The 15,689-nt window shown below is 55.1% G+C and carries 19 protein-coding genes; 5 read left to right on the forward strand and 14 right to left on the reverse strand.

Annotated features, from left to right (window positions below):
* Positions 1-14: 14 nt before the first annotated feature.
* The 11 genes from CLM71_RS13985 to CLM71_RS14035 form a co-directional block, all read right to left on the reverse strand.
* Positions 15-293, reverse strand: a complete 279-nt coding sequence (locus CLM71_RS13985) for a hypothetical protein (protein ID WP_234008578.1) — start codon at positions 291-293, stop codon at positions 15-17.
* Positions 294-504: 211 nt separating this feature from the next.
* Positions 505-687 carry a hypothetical protein gene (locus CLM71_RS13990; RefSeq protein WP_105231551.1) on the reverse strand — a complete coding sequence of 61 codons (183 nt, stop codon included), beginning with the start codon at positions 685-687 and terminating at the stop codon, positions 505-507.
* Positions 688-971: 284 nt separating this feature from the next.
* Positions 972-1,727: a sulfite exporter TauE/SafE family protein gene (locus CLM71_RS13995; RefSeq protein ID WP_105231552.1), complete on the reverse strand. Its 756-nt coding sequence runs from the start codon at positions 1,725-1,727 to the stop codon at positions 972-974.
* Positions 1,728-1,763: 36 nt separating this feature from the next.
* A complete protein-coding gene (gene zapE, locus CLM71_RS14000; protein ID WP_105231553.1) occupies positions 1,764-2,813 on the reverse strand; it encodes a cell division protein ZapE in 1,050 nt (349 codons plus the stop codon).
* A gap of 175 nt (positions 2,814-2,988) precedes the next feature.
* Positions 2,989-3,741, reverse strand: a complete 753-nt coding sequence (gene tcyN, locus CLM71_RS14005) for an L-cystine ABC transporter ATP-binding protein TcyN (protein WP_105231554.1) — start codon at positions 3,739-3,741, stop codon at positions 2,989-2,991.
* 4 nt (positions 3,742-3,745) lie between these two features.
* On the reverse strand, positions 3,746-4,408 hold the full coding sequence (gene tcyL / locus CLM71_RS14010) for a cystine ABC transporter permease (protein WP_054306766.1): 663 nt from the start codon (positions 4,406-4,408) through the stop codon (positions 3,746-3,748).
* Positions 4,408-5,208 (reverse strand): cystine ABC transporter substrate-binding protein, encoded by an 801-nt coding sequence (gene tcyJ, locus CLM71_RS14015; RefSeq protein ID WP_105231555.1) that lies wholly within the window; start codon positions 5,206-5,208, stop codon positions 4,408-4,410. The genes tcyL and tcyJ overlap by 1 nt, the downstream gene beginning before the upstream one ends.
* Positions 5,209-5,328: 120 nt before the next feature.
* Positions 5,329-6,318, reverse strand: a complete 990-nt coding sequence (locus tag CLM71_RS14020) for a D-cysteine desulfhydrase (protein WP_105231556.1) — start codon at positions 6,316-6,318, stop codon at positions 5,329-5,331.
* A 122-nt stretch (positions 6,319-6,440) separates the two neighbouring features.
* Positions 6,441-6,947 carry a flagella biosynthesis regulatory protein FliZ gene (fliZ, locus tag CLM71_RS14025; protein ID WP_105231557.1) on the reverse strand — a complete coding sequence of 169 codons (507 nt, stop codon included), beginning with the start codon at positions 6,945-6,947 and terminating at the stop codon, positions 6,441-6,443.
* Positions 6,948-6,972: 25 nt separating this feature from the next.
* Positions 6,973-7,692 carry an RNA polymerase sigma factor FliA gene (locus CLM71_RS14030; protein WP_105231558.1) on the reverse strand — a complete coding sequence of 240 codons (720 nt, stop codon included), beginning with the start codon at positions 7,690-7,692 and terminating at the stop codon, positions 6,973-6,975.
* Between the two features lie 186 nt (positions 7,693-7,878).
* A complete protein-coding gene (locus tag CLM71_RS14035) occupies positions 7,879-8,940 on the reverse strand; it encodes a FliC/FljB family flagellin (RefSeq protein ID WP_105231559.1) in 1,062 nt (353 codons plus the stop codon).
* 285 nt (positions 8,941-9,225) lie between these two features.
* Between CLM71_RS14035 and fliD the strand changes: the two genes are divergently transcribed.
* The 4 genes from fliD to CLM71_RS14060 all read left to right on the forward strand — a co-directional run bounded on the left by fliD (position 9,226) and on the right by CLM71_RS14060 (position 12,565).
* The gene (gene fliD, locus CLM71_RS14045; protein WP_105231560.1) at positions 9,226-10,623 is read left to right on the forward strand and encodes a flagellar filament capping protein FliD; all 1,398 of its coding nucleotides are present in this window, start codon (positions 9,226-9,228) and stop codon (positions 10,621-10,623) included.
* A gap of 30 nt (positions 10,624-10,653) precedes the next feature.
* On the forward strand, positions 10,654-11,064 hold the full coding sequence (fliS, locus tag CLM71_RS14050; RefSeq protein ID WP_105231561.1) for a flagellar export chaperone FliS: 411 nt from the start codon (positions 10,654-10,656) through the stop codon (positions 11,062-11,064).
* Entirely contained in the window at positions 11,064-11,432 is a 369-nt protein-coding gene (gene fliT / locus CLM71_RS14055) for a flagella biosynthesis regulatory protein FliT (RefSeq protein WP_105231562.1), read from the forward strand. The genes fliS and fliT overlap by 1 nt, the downstream gene beginning before the upstream one ends.
* A 302-nt stretch (positions 11,433-11,734) precedes the next feature.
* The gene (locus tag CLM71_RS14060) at positions 11,735-12,565 is read left to right on the forward strand and encodes a helix-turn-helix transcriptional regulator (RefSeq protein WP_105231563.1); all 831 of its coding nucleotides are present in this window, start codon (positions 11,735-11,737) and stop codon (positions 12,563-12,565) included.
* Positions 12,566-12,611: 46 nt separating this feature from the next.
* Here CLM71_RS14060 and lpxO read toward each other — a convergent pair whose 3' ends face one another.
* On the reverse strand, positions 12,612-13,520 hold the full coding sequence (gene lpxO, locus CLM71_RS14065; protein WP_105231564.1) for a lipid A hydroxylase LpxO: 909 nt from the start codon (positions 13,518-13,520) through the stop codon (positions 12,612-12,614).
* A gap of 501 nt (positions 13,521-14,021) precedes the next feature.
* Here lpxO and CLM71_RS14070 point away from each other — a divergent pair.
* Positions 14,022-14,474 carry a GNAT family N-acetyltransferase gene (locus tag CLM71_RS14070; protein ID WP_105231565.1) on the forward strand — a complete coding sequence of 151 codons (453 nt, stop codon included), beginning with the start codon at positions 14,022-14,024 and terminating at the stop codon, positions 14,472-14,474.
* Between the two features lie 70 nt (positions 14,475-14,544).
* Here CLM71_RS14070 and CLM71_RS14075 read toward each other — a convergent pair whose 3' ends face one another.
* Together CLM71_RS14075 and fliE are read right to left on the reverse strand one after the other, a co-directional pair.
* Entirely contained in the window at positions 14,545-14,994 is a 450-nt protein-coding gene (locus CLM71_RS14075; RefSeq protein ID WP_105231566.1) for a PaaI family thioesterase, read from the reverse strand.
* A 348-nt stretch (positions 14,995-15,342) separates the two neighbouring features.
* Complete coding sequence (gene fliE, locus CLM71_RS14080; protein WP_105231567.1) at positions 15,343-15,657, reverse strand: flagellar hook-basal body complex protein FliE; 315 nt, start codon at positions 15,655-15,657, stop codon at positions 15,343-15,345.
* Positions 15,658-15,689 lie beyond the last annotated feature (32 nt).

Genomic DNA, 15,689 nt, shown 5'->3' on the forward strand with positions numbered 1-15,689 from the left:
CTCTTCGTTCAGACTCAGGCGGTAGGATCGAGGCCCGATACTTTGGCAATCGTCAACATGACGCCCCCGACCGCAATCATGCTCATCCAGATAAAATGCATCCAGTAGTATATCGTGATCCATCCTGTCAGCTCGCGAGGTAGGGACTGCATAAAGGTATAGGCATCAGCGGGCGCAAAGGTATCTTTCCCGATTTTTATCTTTTTATTTTTCAACAAATTATAAAAAAACACGGTCGGGAAGTAGCTGCCAAAGTAGCCAAAATATACCGCAAGTTGATTAAAATCGTTCATATATAAACCCTCCCTTTCGTATACAGCAACGAGGCGTTCATACTTTTTGCGGTTTATCCCGAAAAAAATCATGGTAAGGAAACCAATAAAGCAAGCTAGGAAAAATATTATTGCTCCGACATATCCCAACATCAAAAACATTAGCCACCCACTATTTTATAGATAAAATCACCGCCAAATTCACCGATCGCATTCCCCGCAGCACCGCCAGTCAGATAACGATCAGGATATGTCCGGGTTTCACCCAGGGCGTATCGGCATTAAGCTGCATAAAATAACGGGCAGCTTCGCTGCGTGGGTTTCTGAACAGAATATTGCCTTGTGAAGAGAGCGTACCCGGCGTTTCAACGACGCAATAACCGGGCTCAATACGTTGACGGGGAGGAAAGGCCATTAATAAGACTCCTTGTCATAATGACGCCATAGGGGGTATGTGAGTGACGTACCTTAAACGATCTCTGTCCAAGGTTTCAACGATTACAATGGGCATATATCACAGAATACAAAGCACAGAAAACACCAAGGAAAACAGCTGCGTGTTACGGTTTCAGCTACTGACAGCCCCCGTAATCAAGGAGAGTATGGCGGTAGAACGAATACCTGTGCGGGAGCGAGTTTTAACCATCAGGCGACTTTATTTTCAGCCTCGCCCTTATTGGTATGGAACATGGTCAGTATTCACAGTGAGATGGTCAGATAGCGGAAGATCAGCATACTGCCCGACGCCAGCAGGATCACATTAATCAGCTTCAGGAACTGTTCGCGCGACATGTTCAGCGTGAAATAGCGGCCAAGCGTGATCCCTAACAGCATACCCGGCACCAGCGCCAACGCCAGCAGCAGCAGATCGGCATCAAAATAGACCCCGGCCAGCGCAAAAATCACCACGCGGGTCAGCGTGCTCAGGCCGATCAGCGTGGTTTGCGTAATGCGCATCGCCTCTTTGCTTTCAATCCGTCCGCTGAGGTAAATCGCGTAAATAAAGCCGCCGCTGCCGAACAGCGCGCTGAACACCCCGCCGAGCAGGCCAAACGGAACGGAAGCTCTGGCAGAGAAACGGCGATCCGGCTTCAGCCCGCTTAATGCGTAGGCGGCATACAGCACCACGAAAATCCCCAGCGCCAACAGCAGGATATCGGGCCGGGTTCTCAGCAGAATGAGCGCGCCGATCAGGCTGCCGGCGATCATCAGCGGCACCAGCCGTTTTAATTCCGGCCATTGTGCATTGCGCCCGTCGCGGCTCACATTGACCATCGCCGCGCACATATCCAACAGCGCCAGCAACGGCACGATTTTCGCTACCGGGATATACAGCGCCATCACCGGGCTGGCGATCAGCGCAGTGCCGAAGCCGGCAATGCCGAAGATGACATAAGCCACCAGTAGTGCACCGGCCAATACCAGATAGTGGGAAAGCTGCAGTGCGTCTTGCATGTCAGTATCCGCCTAATTGTATGATCGTGGCCGGCGCTATACCGCGGGCAGGTAGTGTTTCAGCTGGCTCAGGCGGCTGCGGGTGCGCTGGATATCATCCAGTTCGACGCCGTCGGTCATCACCGCCAGCGGATAGTCGCTGATCACATACAGCCGGCAATTCTGGTCGTAGAGCACGTCAATCACGTTGATAAAACGCTGCTGCGCCGCCGGAGACTGGGTCGCCAGCGCCGGAACATCCTCAATAATCCAGCAGCGGCAGCGCTCGCATAACGCCAGATAGTCCATCACCGCCGTAGGCGCCGCGCACAGCGCGGCAAAGGAAAAGTGCAGAACATCCCCGGCGGGAGAAAGCACCGCCAGGGTACGGTAACCGACCTCAAGGGCATGCGGCAGGCCGTCAGGCTCCGGCAGCCCGCACTCCCGGCGCTGCGCGGCATTGCCGGGACACAGATAGACGCCCCGGCAAAACGGCGTGCTGTCATTCGCGCCCAGCGAACGGTAGTCCTGGCCGCCGGCCAATGCGAAGATCTCCATATGCTGTTTTATCAGGGCGATCGAAGGCACAAACCGTTGGTGATAAAGGGGATTGGCTAACAATTCATCCGGTGGATAGTTGGAAGTCACCACCAGCAGGATTTTCTGGTGAAAAATAAAGTCCAGCAGGGGTTTGATTAACATTGCATCGCCAATATCGTGCAAATGAAATTCATCGAAACACAATAACCGGCAGTCGCCCAACTGAGCGCTTAATACCTCGGCTATCGGCTGCCCTTGGGTATCCTGCGCGGCAAGTCGTTGATGCAACTCGCGGAAAAAATGATGAAAGTGTATGCGGCGTTTATCTTTTATCGGCGCCGCGTCATAAAAAGCGTCAAGAATAAACGTTTTTCCCCGCCCTACTTTTCCCCAAATATAAACGCCGTCGCGGTGAGCGTGACCGTTCTGCGGATTCAGGTTGGCAGCAATCAGCGCGTTTAAGCTGGAAATAACCTGTCGTTGATCGGAATCAAGCGTAAATTTATTCGCCCTGGCTTTGGTTTCCATGATTGCCGGGAAATCAAAAGGCGTCCCAATGCTCGCCATAGCATTGCTCCATGCATAACGGGCGGAATTGTCATCGCAATACCGGCCCTGTCGGTAATGTTATTTTTAGTTAAGTGAAGGATAGAGCCTGCGTCCGCGCTTTGTTCCGCAGAATATATATTGTGTGATTGAATTCACAGCACGAAGCCGGGCGTATCAGCGCCCGGCGCTCTATTTACTGGTTAATAAACTTATCGAGGAACTGACGGGTGCGCTGGTGCTGAGGGTCGGCAAACAGCGTCTTCGCCGGCCCCTGTTCGACGATGCGGCCGTTGTCCATAAAGATGGCGCGGTCGGCGACGTCACGGGCAAAGCTCATCTCGTGGGTGACGATCACCATGGTGCGCTTCTCTTCCGCCAGCGCGCGGATGGTGTTGAGCACCTCGCCCACCAGCTCCGGGTCCAGCGCCGAGGTGGGTTCGTCAAACAGGATCACTTCGGGCTGCATCGCCAACGCGCGGGCGATCGCCACCCGCTGCTGCTGGCCGCCGGACAGCCGCTTCGGATAGGCCTGCTCTTTACCGCTCAGCCCGACCTTCGCCAGCAGTTCGCGGGCGCGCTGCTCAGCCTTGGCGCGCTCCTCACCCTTCACAATCACCGGCCCTTCGATGATGTTCTCCAGCACCGAACGGTGCGGGAACAGATTGAAGTTCTGAAACACAAACCCCACCTGCTGACGCAGCTCACGCACCTGGCTCTTTTGCTTGCCGAGCGAACGCGCGCTGTCGATCTCGATATCACCCACGCGGATGGTGCCGGAATCCGGCACCTCCAGCAGGTTGATGCAGCGCAGCAGCGTGGTCTTCCCCGAGCCGCTCGGCCCGATGATCGCCACCACTTCGCCGGAATTCACCTCGAGATCGATACCGTGCAGCACCGTATGGCCATTGAACTTTTTCACTACGTCCTTTACTTCGATGGCGCTCATGGGCTTATTCCTTATCCTGACGGTTAACGTGCGATTCCAGACGGTTCTGCAGCGCAGACAGCAGCGTCGCCATCAGCCAGTAGATCAGCGATGCTGCCAGATACATGGTGAACACCTCCAGCGTGCGCGAGGTGATCAGCTGCGCCTGGCGGAACAGCTCCGGCACCTGAATGGTCGCCGCCAGCGAAGTGTCTTTCACCAGCCCGATAAAGCTGTTGCCCAGCGGCGGCAGCGCGGTACGCGCCGCCTGCGGCAGAATCACCCGGCGCAGGGTCTGCCACGGCGACATGCCGATACTGGCGGCGGCTTCCCACTGCCCTTTATCGATCGAGGAGATCGCAGCGCGCAGGGTTTCCGACGTGTAGGCCGCCGTGTTGAGCGACAGGCCGATCAGTGCCGCCGGGAACGGGTCAAACTCAATGCCGAACTGCGGCAGGCCGTAATAAATCATAAACAGCTGGGCAATCAGCGGCGTGCCGCGGAACAGTGACACGTAAATACGCGACAACCACGACAGCGGCCAGAAATGCGAAAGGCGCATCAGCGCCAGCAGAAAACCGAGAATCAGCCCCAGCGCCATGCCGCCGAGGCTCAGTTGCAGCGTAAGTATGGCGCCCTTCAATAAAAACGGCGCTGAATCCAGCGCCAGTTGGATACTCTCTTGCATTATTTCGTTACGTCCGCGCCAAACCATTTGTCAGAGATCTTCGCCAGCGTGCCGTCTTTCTGCATCTCGGCAATCGCCTGGTTAATGGCGTTCAGCAACTCCGGGTTATTTTTGCGCACCGCCACGCCGGACTCCTGACGGGAGAACGCCGGGCCGGCGACCGCCAGCGTGTTACCGGTTTTCTTCACCAGATCCAGCGCCGCCAGACGATCCACCAGAATCGCGTTGATGCGGCCTACGCGCAGATCCTGATATTTGGTCGGATCGTCGTCATAGGTGCGCACGTCAACGCCCTGCACGTTTTCGCGCAGCCATTGCTCGTAGTTGGTGCCGAGGCCAACGCCAACCTTTTTACCCTTCAGGTCTTGCGGCTTGCTGATTTGCCCTTCGTTGCCCTTCTTCACCAGCGCCTGAATACCGGACACGGTGTACGGCGTAGAGAAATCATATTTTTTCTTACGCTCGTCGGAAATAGTGACCTGATTGATCACCACGTCGATACGTTTGGAATCCAGCGACGCCAGCATACCGTCCCATTTGGTCGGGCTCAGTTTGGCTTTAACGCCCAGATGCTGCGCCAGCGCGTTGGCGAAGTCCACTTCGAAGCCGGTCAGCTTGCCGTCTTCCCCCTGGAAGCTGAACGGCGGATAGGTGCCTTCCAGGCCCACTTTCAGCGTACCGTTGTGTTTTACCTGATCCAGCAGATTGTCTGCCGCGAAGGTGTTTGCACTCAGGCCGGTGGTCAGCGCCACCGCCATCATCCCCAGAACCAGCTGGCGTCGAACGTTAGAAAAGAGCATAGCTACCCCGTATAGAATGTTATCTTTTTTGATTTCAGGACTTTAACAGCCTGCATGGCGGTATAAAGGAATATTACCTAATAAATATAGTTCAGAATGGAATATCACTACACCCCCGGCCTACACCTGCGGGTGATAAGCGAACAGCGCCGGCGCACCGCCGGTATGCACAAACAGGATCGGGCCGTCATCGCGGAAGCGCCCTTGGGCAATACCGTCGATCAGTCCGGCCATCGCCTTGCCGGTATACACCGGGTCGAGCAATAGGCCTTCCTGCTGCGCCAGCAGTTGCACCGCCGCCATCCCTTCGTCATTCGGCATACCGTACTGCGGCGCGAAATAGTCATCCCACAGCGTAATCGGCGCCAGCGCCTGTTCCAGCCCCAGCGAACGGGCCAGCGCCTGCTGAATCTGTTCGACTTTCGGCAGCTGTTCTCCGGCGCGGCGTGAAACGGTGACGCCAATCAGTTCGCTCTCCGGCAGCAGTTGCTGCAGCCCGACTGCCAGACCGGCGTGGGTGCCGGCGCTGCCGGAGGCCACCACCACGGAGCTGAAGGCAACGTCCTTGCCCTGGCTGGCGATTTCCAGCGCGCACTGCACATAGCCCAGCGCGCCAAGCGCGTTGGAGCCACCCACCGGCACCACGTAAGGCCGGAACCCCTGCGCTTCCAGGCGCGTCGCCAGCGCCTCCAACTGCTGCTGCGGCGCGTGCAGTTCATCGCACATCACAACTTCCACGTTGAACAGATCCAGCAGCAGGCGGTTGCCGTTGGTCAGGTAGTTTTCAGCTTGAGTATTGATGGGATTTTCCAGCAACGCCACGCAGTGCAGGCCAAGTTTGGCGGCGACGGCGGCGGTCTGGCGGACGTGGTTGGACTGGATGGCGCCGGCGGTCACCAGCGTGTCGGCTCCCTGCTCGAGTGCATCGGCGGCCAAAAACTCCAGTTTTCTCAGTTTGTTGCCGCCCAACGCCATCGGCGTGACGTCGTCACGTTTAACGTATATTTCACGGCCAAGGTAGTCAGAAAGGCGGGACAGTTTCTCCAGCGGCGTGGCGGAGCCAACCAAATCGAGGCGCGGGAATTGCGCCAGTTGCTGTTGCAGATTCACAGCTTACTCCCAGTAAAGCGGTATTAACGTCTGACAGCTAGGTGTAACAGAAGTGACGTCAATAATCACTTATTATCGATCGCGGGAGCGCCGACGGCCGCCCCGGGGCGACCGTCACAGGCTTAGTAACTCTTCTGCCAGGCGAGGTACTGGTCGTATTTGCGCAGGGCAATGCGATAGTTGTTATGTCCGGCGCTGGGCAGGTCGTCAATCAGGTGATGGCAGCAGCCGTTGCTGAGTTTCTCCGCCGGATAATTGCGCGCGCACAGCATTTCGTCCAGCCGCCGCAGGCGCACCACATATTCACGCACGGTGCTGTGGCTCATTTCGGTCTGTTCGAACAGATATTGTTTGAACGCCATAATGTCGAAGTAGCTCGGGTGGCTGTTGCAGGAGATTTCGCTGCAGAAACGGCATAGTGCGGTCAGCTCCTGCTGCACGCTCTGCCACACCTGTTCATCGATCGGCTGGTCCATGCGGGCGATGGCTTCTTTGTTGATGATTTTACCGCGAAACACCAGCGCCATGCGGTCCAGCTGTTTACCGCACTGACCGCAGTGGGTCTGAGTGTGTTTGTAATCTTTTACATAACGGCTCAGCGGCCGCTTTTTCAATACTGTTCCAGACATTAATGAGGGCTCCTGTTATCGCCGATCAATCATTAGCCAAACGGGCGCGCAAGCGTTTGATCGCCTGGCTGTGTAATTGACTGACGCGTGATTCGCCAACGTCCAGCACCGCGCCAATCTCCTTCAGGTTCAACTCCTCCTGGTAATACAGCGTCAGCACCATTTTCTCGCGCTCCGGCAGAGCCTCGATGGCGCCAATCACCCGCTGACGCAGGCTCCCCTCCAGCAGCAGCTGCAGCGGATTGGCCTCCTCATGCCCGTCCAGCATCAGTTCGGCGCTTTCGCCCTGCTCCTCCCGCCACTCGTCGTAAGAGAACAGCTGGCTGTTATTGGTATCCAGCAGGATCTGACGATAATCGCTGAGCGAGATATCCAACGCCTGCGCCACTTCCTGTTCGGCGGGCGGGCGCCCCAGTTGCTGCTCCAGCTGCTGCATCGCCTGCGCCACCTCGCGCGCGTGACGCCGCACGCTGCGCGGCACCCAGTCGCGGCTGCGCAGTTCATCGAGCATCGCGCCGCGAATGCGCTGCACCGCATAGGTGGTGAAAGCCGTTCCCTGCAGGGCGTCGTAACGTTCGACGGCGTTCAACAGCCCGATACCGCCGGCCTGCAGCAGATCGTCAAGCTCCACGCTGGCCGGCAGCCTGACCTGCAGACGCAGCGCCTCATGGCGCACCAGCGGAACGTAGCGCAGCCAGAGAGAGTTTTTGTCCATCACGCCTTCGGCGGTATACAGATCGCTCACTATGTCTAAAACCTGCGGGTAAAGGAGTCAGCGCTATTATCCGCAGCGGCGGTAATGACAATCGACGGAACAGCCGCAGAAAACGGGCCTTATTTGCCCCATGCGGCAACGCACCGGTACGCAAGGATAAAAAAACCCCGCCGAGGCAGGCGGGGTGGTAAGCGACGGTTAATCGGAGAGAGGTGATTAACGCAGCAGAGACAGCACGTTCTGAGTTGACTGGTTAGCCTGCGCCAGTACGGACGTCCCCGCCTGCTGCAGGATGTTGGCGCGGCTCATGTTGGACACTTCGGTCGCGTAATCGGCATCCTGAATACGGGACTGGGAAGCAGACAGGTTGTTGACGGTGCTGTTCAGGTTGTTGATGACAGAATCGAAACGGTTCTGTACCGCACCCAGGGAAGAACGCAGCTTATCAACCTGAGACAGGGCTTTATCCAGGGTATCCAGCGGCGTTTTCATGGTGACGGCGGTACCGCCTTCGGTGACTTTACCGTCTTTATCCACGGTCGCTGACGCGTAAGTTTTCTCGCCGGTGGTCGCATCGGTGGTTTCAACGAACATGCTGTCTTTACCGTCCGCATCTTTACCGGTGATCAGCGTTTTACCTGCCGCCAGGCCGCTCTTCGCCGTATCCGGGTCATAGCTGACATCTTCACCGGTAGACGCCTTGATGGTCGTGCCCTTGGCGACTTCGCTGCCTGCGGTCGGGCCTTTGACGGTCACGTCGAAGCCTTCCAGACCCAGCTGCTTGGCGTCGATTTTTTGCAGATCGATATTGATGGTTTCGCCGTCGTTCGCACCAACCTGAATGGTCAGAGACTGATCTTTACTCAGCACTTTCACGCCGTTGAAGTCAGTTTGTTCAGAGATGCGGTTAACTTCTGACAGACGCTGGGTGATTTCGTCCTGGATGGATTTCAGATCGCTGTCAGAGTTAGAGCCGTTCTGCGCCTGTACGGTCAGACGACGGATGTTCTGCAGGTTGTCGTTCACTTCGTTCAGCGCGCCTTCGGTGGTCTGCGCCAGGGAGATACCGTCGTTGGCGTTGCGGGACGCCTGAGTCAGGCCTTTGATGTTGGCGCTGAAGCGGTTGGAGATCGCCTGGCCGGCCGCATCGTCCTTCGCGCTGTTGATGCGCAGACCGGAAGACAGACGCTCGATCGCGGTACCCAGAGAAGACTGAGATTTGTTCAGGTTGTTTTGCGCCATCAGCGACAGGCTGTTGGTGTTAATTACTTGTGCCATAGTGTGAGTTTCCTTACGAATCAGTATGAATGCACGGGGTCATTCATATTCACAATTAAAGGTTCGGGCTGTTGCCCACGGCGTCAATCACCGTCCACTCAGGTATCGGCGCTGCCCTTGCAACCTTTAGATTTTTTTTATTTTTTTTTCATGCCTGGCCAATGACGCAAATAACACGCTTTTTCCCTCTTCATTGCCCTATCGGTTTTTGCTTTTTTGCATAAACTTTTCCACCGCTGGGCCGATAACGCAGTAAGCGAATACATCAACCAAGGAGCACGACCCATGGCATCGATCAGTTCATTAGGCATCAGTACCGGCATGGATCTGAATGGATTACTGGACAAATTAAGCCAGGCGGAGCAGCAGCGTCTGACGCCCTACACCACACAGCAAAGCAGCTACAACGCCAAACTGACCGCTTACGGCACGCTGAAGGGCGCGCTGGAGAAGTTCGACAACCTGAGTAAAGAGCTGGCTAAACCCGAGTTTTTCACCAATACCACCGCCAGCAAGCACGATCAGTTTAATGTCACCACCAACGCCAAAGCGGTGCCGGGCAACTACACCATCACCGTCGACCAGCTGGCGCAGCCGCAAACGCTGACTACCGACGCCAAGATTGCCAGTCAGACGGAGAAGCTGGGCACAACCGGCGCCGGCGACCGCTCCCTCACCCTGACCACCGGCAACCCGCCGAAAGCGGTGAACATCCCGCTCAGCGACGACCAGACCTCGCTGGTGGAGATGCGTGACGCCATCAACGGCGCCAAGGCGGGCGTCAACGCCAGCATCATGCGCGTCGGTGATAATGAGTACAAACTGGCCATCAGCGCCAGCACCCCGGGCGCAGAGAGCAAAATCTCCGTGCAGGTGAATAACGACGACAAACTGGGCGCGGTACTGAACTACGACGGCGTCAGCGGCAAAGGTGCGCTGCAGGAAACGGTGAAAGGCCAGGATGCCAAAGTCACCATCAACGGCACGCAGATTCAGCGCAGCACCAACGCTATCTCCGATGCGCTGCAGGGCGTGACGCTGGATCTGAAAACCCTCACCAAGCCCGGCGAATCGCAGAATCTGGTGATTGAAGCCGATAAAGGCGGCTCCGCCGATAAGATCAAAGAGTGGGCCGACAGTTACAACTCCCTGCTGGATACCTTTAACTCGCTGACCAAGTACACGCCGGTAAAAAGCGGCGAGGCGCAGTCAAACAGCAACGGCGCGCTGCTGGGCGACAACACCCTGCGCGGCATTCAGTCATCGATCAAAAACGCGCTGAGCGCCGCGCAGGACAACCCGGAGCTGAAGGGGTTCGGCAACCTGGGCATCAAGACCGATATCAAAACCGGCAAGCTGGAAGTCGACAGTGAAAAACTGAAAAAAGCGATTGAGGAAAAGCCGGATCAGGTGGCGAACTTTTTTGCCGGCAACGGTAAAGACAGCGGCATGGCGACGGAGATTCATAACGAAATCCAGAACTATATCAAGGCCGGCGGCATTATTGAGAACTCTACCAAGAGCATCAACAGCAGCCTTGACCGGCTGAATACGCAAATCACCCGCGTGACGGAAAGTATTCAGAACACCATCGACCGCTATAAACAACAGTTCGTACAGCTGGACACCATGATGTCGAAACTGAACGGCACCAGTAACTACTTAACTCAGCAGTTCTCTTAACACAGATTAACCACAGGTAAATAAAACAGCATGTATAACCGTAGCGGAACACAGGCCTACGCACAGGTCGGTTTAGAAAGCGGCGTCATGAGCGCCAGTCCGCATCAGTTAATCGTAATGCTATTCGACGGGGCGCAAAATGCCCTGTCGCGCGCGCGCATACTGATGGAACAAGGCAATATCACCGGTAAAGGCCAGGCGTTGTCCAAGGCGATAAACATTATCGACAACGGCCTGAAAAGCGGGCTCGACCACCAGCAGGGCGGCGAGATCGCCGCGCAGCTCGACGCGCTGTACGACTATATGAAACGCCGTCTGCTGCAGGCTAATCTGCATAACGACCCGCAGGCGCTCGACGAAGTGGCGAAGCTGCTGGAAAATATCGCCGACGCCTGGCGACAGATTGGCCCCAATTATCAACCCGCGCAGGACGCCATTTAATGGAACGCCAACAGCAACTGTTATCCGTCTATCAGCACATTGCCGGCCTCAGCGCACAAATGCTCGCGCTGGCGCAAAACGGCGACTGGGATCGCCTGGTGGAACTTGAGCTGACCTACGTCACCGCGGTGGAAAAAACCGCAGACTTTTCTGACGTGATGGCTTCATCCATGGCGCTGCAGGAACTGCTGCGCCATAAGCTGCAGCAGATTCTGGATAATGAAACCCAACTGCGCGCCTTATTGCAGCAGCGCCTGACAGAGCTAAAGTCTTTAATCGATCGGTCAACGCGGCAAAGCGCCGTTAACGCCGCCTACGGGCAATTCCACGACCGCGCCCTGCTGTTAGGGGAGCCGCAGAACCCATAATCGCCCTACCCGATTCCCGCCGCAGGCCGCAGCGTTGATAACGCTTTAACGTCCGGCACGGTTTTCGTTTATCCTGTTTACTTTATTCACGGTGGCAACGGTTTCTTTGGCAGACGCCGTTTAGCCGGCGGGAAAAACAATGGATAAATATCATCCCGACATGGACGTTTTCTGTTCAGCAGGAAATTAATTTTTGGCAGGAAATAAGCAGAACTGCGCGTCACCGCGTATGGAAAAAAGTTGCTCCAATGGGCGGCAACGCGTAAAGATATTCTCAGAGACTGGCTGCGAAGCGAATATCGATGGAACGCACAATTAATCTTTGTCCCGGGATCGGTAGCTCGGCGCATATTATTCAACATACTGAATTATTACTCCCTTCAGTGTATTTCGAACAACCTCACCTGTACCTGATTCAGGAGGGGTGCAAACGCATCCGTTGGCAACAGCAGGAAGTGGTGGCGAACGCCGGCGATCTGCTGCTGATTGATGGCGGACAGACCGTTGACATTATTAACAGTATTTCCGATAAGGGCCGCTTCAGCTGCCATTTGATCACCTGCGATCCGTTGCTGTTCAGCGCCTCGCCTGCGCCGGTTGATTTATCTGCAGCCAGCGCGTTTTCCGGCGTCCGGACGCTGCCGGATATCCCCTGTGGATTTATTCACAGCTTTGAAACCACGCACCTGGCACTCACGTTACACCACAGTTTTCCTCAGGCGATCACCCGCCATAAACTGCTGGAAATTTTGCTCTGGCTGGCGCAATACGGCATCAAATTTGTCCACGGCGAAGTCAAAGATCTGACGCAGCGCGTACGCCGCTGCCTGGCGACCGATCCGCACAGCATCTGGAGCGCGGCAAAGGTGGCCGCCAGTTTATCGATGAGCGAAGTGGTGCTGCGGCGTAAGCTGTCAGCAGAAAATACCGCTCTGCGCAACCTGATGATCGACGTGCGCATGAGCAGCGCGCTGGCGTTGCTGCAATCCACCGACTGGCCGATCTCCGCCATTGCCCAACACGTCGGCTATGAGAGCGCCTCCCGCTTTGCCGAGCGTTTCCGCAAACGCTTCGGTTTCGCCCCCACCGCCATCCGCGGGCATCAGCGCGTTATGGAGGCGGCGACCGGCTGAGAACATCACGCCATTTGCCCTAGGACAGGGCAAGTGGCGTGATGGCTTAACTCAGGCTCGGGATAATAATGGCGGCAAAGACGGCGGCAATAACCAGCCATTTCAGCAGATAATAGCCGCGACGGTGGCGTTTTTTCAGCCGTTGCCCTGCATCGCGGATTGCATTGACGTATTTGAAAATACGGTTAATAAAACCGGTGCGATCCTGTTCGTCATTAGGCGAACTGGCCGCCGACATCAGCGTCTTGCCGACCCAGTGGTTCACCGCCTGCGCCCAGCCCCATTTCATCGGCCGCTCGATATCGCAAAACAGGATGATGCGCGTCTGATCCGTGCCGTTTTGCGCCCAGTGCACGTAGGTTTCGTCAAAAATCACCGCCTGACCGTCACGCCAGCTGTGGCGCTGGCGATCCACTTCAATAAAACAGCGGTCGTCATTCGGCGTCACCAGCCCCAGGTGATAGCGCACCGATCCGGCATAAGGATCCCGGTGCTTGCCCAGATGGCTGCCGGCGGGCAACTCGGCAAACATCGCCGCCTTAACCGACGGGATCTGGTTTAGCAACGCCACGGTGTTGGGACACAGTTCCAACGCCGAAGGATGGGTATCGCTATACCATTTAAGGTAAAAACGCTTCCAGCCGCGCTTGAAAAAGGTATTGAACCCGGCGTCGTTGTGGCTTTGCGCCGCCTTGATATGGTCCTGCAAACGCAGGGCTTCCTCGCGAATCACCTGCCAGCTGTCAGTCAGGTGCTGCAGCTCGGGAAAAGTCTGCGGCGCAAAGTAAGGCTGTTTGGCCGGCAGGCGGGAGAAACCGGTCATAAACATGTTGATCGGCCCCATAAAGGTGGAGTGATCGAAAAGTTGTCTGCTAACTTTTTGTTTTTCCTGCCCGCGGGAGTGGGCGTAAATAAAGCTGATAATAAAAATGCCGATGATAATTACTGCAACCATAGAATCCGTCCTATAGAGTCGTTCTGTCAAAATCGCAGGAATTATAATTTCATGCCCAAAAAAATTTAATTATTTTGTGCCTTTTAGTTAAATGAATGTTAAACAAATAGTTTTTAGCCGCTAATCTCACGTCGACGGCGGGCCAGTTAACGGCGGAGAAGGCAAGCGGCCATGTCGCCATGGCCGCGTAAACGGTTACTGTGTAATCATGAGATAAATTAATACAATCAGAATAGCTATTATCACAAAACTTATTCTACGCCATCCGGCTTCACTTTTTAAACTCATACTGTTCCCTGTGTTAACTGCATCAAATAATAACGCCGATATTTTAATTCATTACATTTTAAATAACCATCGCCTGTCGTTTTTTTTCTTCGCGAATATTTAATAAGTCGATGAAAATCACCTTGCAGCCAAAAATATCGTGTTTTAATTCCATGCATAACAATTTTCAATTAGAATGCCATTTCAAATAACACATTAATCCTGCTGCTTACTATGAAAATAATATCCGTACGGGAACACCCGGAGTTAGCCGAAACCGCCATCGCCTATTTTCAACGCCAGTGGGCCACGCCAGAAACGATGATGATGTACCGCGATGCCATTATCCATGCCATCAACGCTGAAAATCCGCTGCCGCAGTGGTATCTGCTGATGCAGAACCAGGAAGTTATCGGCTGCGCAGGGTTAATCACCAATGATTTTATCAGCCGTGGCGAGCTTTATCCCTGGCTATGCGCGCTGTTTATTGAAGAACAGCATCGCGGCCAGGGCCACGCCACCCGGCTGATTCAACATATCGCGGCGCAGACCAGGACGCTGGGGTTTACTCAATTGCACCTGTGCAGCGACCTGACAGGTTTTTACGAAAAACGGCAGTTCGTTTCCAACGGAATCGGCTACCATCCGTGGGGAGAAAGCTCGCGTATTTATACGCTGAAATTATAGTTCAACTTGATTAATCAACATATTATGACGCCGGCTCACTCTATGCCGCCGGCCGGCGCCAGAAAATCACCTACCCCTGCCAGGGAATCGGCATCCTGCCGTACTTACCCAGTTTGAATGTCGCGCTGCCTGTTGCAATCAGATCGCCCTCGGCATTATGCAAAAAACCCTCGGTAAACACGATGGAACCTGTCTTGCGCACTATTTTGCCAATGCCTTTGATCTTTCCCGGCTGCGCCGGACTGATAAAACTGGTTTTTGATTCAATCGTTACCGCCAGCAGCGGCGTCGGCAGCGTAATATAGACCGCCGGCCCCATCGCATCATCCAGCATTGCCGACAGGATCCCTCCCTGAATACAACCCAGCGGATTGGTCAACACCTGTTCTGCGTCGTACTCCACCTGAACTTTCATCGCATCATCATCGTAGTGGACGAATTTCCATCCCAACATCTTTGAGACCTGCGACAGAATAACGTCACCTTTAACTACGCGTAAAAAGTAGGGATCGTTCTGCATGGCAACCACCTCCAGTTATGAAAGAGTACTCTGGAAAATACATAAAAATTATTTCACTTTCATACTTAGGATAGTTGAGCAAAAAACAATCACCAGTTTCTTTTTAACACGTTCGAATCATCCAGAATGGCCATAAAAAACAGTAAGGGGCACAGGCAACTTCGGTGTGTTCAAGAAAAACGGCTTATGCCATAAATGCGTGAGTTAACCCAAAGAAAAGATGTGCGCAGTGGGGCCAAGCGACTATTTCCGCCACCGAGTGGCGGCGCCGACCAGCGGACGGTTTATTATCTGGGACTCTCACCTTTCCTGCCATGGCATCACCCATCTGTCAGCCGTCTTATCCCGCTACACCTGCATATTCATAATATCCTGATACGCCGCCACCAGCTTGTTGCGCACCTGAATACCCAACTGCATCGACACCGATGATTTCTGCAGATCCACCATCACATCATTCAGGCTGATGCCCGGCATGCCCCGCTCAAAATCCTGCGCCTGTTTGCGCGCCGCCTGCTGGTTATCGCTGATTTTACCCAGCGCGGCCTTCAGCTCACCGGCGAAGCTGACGCCCTTCGCCGGCTGCGCCGCGCCTGAGCCGCCGGCCTGCAGCGCCGTTGCCTGCAACTGCTGCAGCACGCCTTCAATCCCCTGAATCGCCATTCCGTTCCCCTGTTAGTGGTTATCGTCACCGG

The organism is Serratia sp. MYb239 (assembly GCF_002966855.1).
Lineage (GTDB): Bacteria > Pseudomonadota > Gammaproteobacteria > Enterobacterales > Enterobacteriaceae > Serratia_B > Serratia_B rhizosphaerae.

Bases quoted from the DNA above. Each gene is read 5' to 3' on its own strand.
- CLM71_RS13985 (WP_234008578.1), bottom strand. From the start codon at position 293: ATGAACGATTTTAATCAACTTGCGGTATATTTTGGCTACTTTGGCAGC.
- CLM71_RS13990 (WP_105231551.1), bottom strand. From the start codon at position 687: ATGGCCTTTCCTCCCCGTCAACGTATTGAGCCCGGTTATTGCGTCGTT.
- CLM71_RS13995 (WP_105231552.1), bottom strand. From the start codon at position 1,727: ATGCAAGACGCACTGCAGCTTTCCCACTATCTGGTATTGGCCGGTGCA.
- zapE (WP_105231553.1), bottom strand. From the start codon at position 2,813: ATGGCGAGCATTGGGACGCCTTTTGATTTCCCGGCAATCATGGAAACC.
- tcyN (WP_105231554.1), bottom strand. From the start codon at position 3,741: ATGAGCGCCATCGAAGTAAAGGACGTAGTGAAAAAGTTCAATGGCCAT.
- tcyL (WP_054306766.1), bottom strand. From the start codon at position 4,408: ATGCAAGAGAGTATCCAACTGGCGCTGGATTCAGCGCCGTTTTTATTG.
- tcyJ (WP_105231555.1), bottom strand. From the start codon at position 5,208: ATGCTCTTTTCTAACGTTCGACGCCAGCTGGTTCTGGGGATGATGGCG.
- fliZ (WP_105231557.1), bottom strand. From the start codon at position 6,947: ATGTCTGGAACAGTATTGAAAAAGCGGCCGCTGAGCCGTTATGTAAAA.
- CLM71_RS14035 (WP_105231559.1), bottom strand. From the start codon at position 8,940: ATGGCACAAGTAATTAACACCAACAGCCTGTCGCTGATGGCGCAAAAC.
- fliD (WP_105231560.1), top strand. From the start codon at position 9,226: ATGGCATCGATCAGTTCATTAGGCATCAGTACCGGCATGGATCTGAAT.
- fliS (WP_105231561.1), top strand. From the start codon at position 10,654: ATGTATAACCGTAGCGGAACACAGGCCTACGCACAGGTCGGTTTAGAA.
- fliT (WP_105231562.1), top strand. From the start codon at position 11,064: ATGGAACGCCAACAGCAACTGTTATCCGTCTATCAGCACATTGCCGGC.
- CLM71_RS14060 (WP_105231563.1), top strand. From the start codon at position 11,735: ATGGAACGCACAATTAATCTTTGTCCCGGGATCGGTAGCTCGGCGCAT.
- lpxO (WP_105231564.1), bottom strand. From the start codon at position 13,520: ATGGTTGCAGTAATTATCATCGGCATTTTTATTATCAGCTTTATTTAC.
- CLM71_RS14070 (WP_105231565.1), top strand. From the start codon at position 14,022: ATGAAAATAATATCCGTACGGGAACACCCGGAGTTAGCCGAAACCGCC.
- CLM71_RS14075 (WP_105231566.1), bottom strand. From the start codon at position 14,994: ATGCAGAACGATCCCTACTTTTTACGCGTAGTTAAAGGTGACGTTATT.
- fliE (WP_105231567.1), bottom strand. From the start codon at position 15,657: ATGGCGATTCAGGGGATTGAAGGCGTGCTGCAGCAGTTGCAGGCAACG.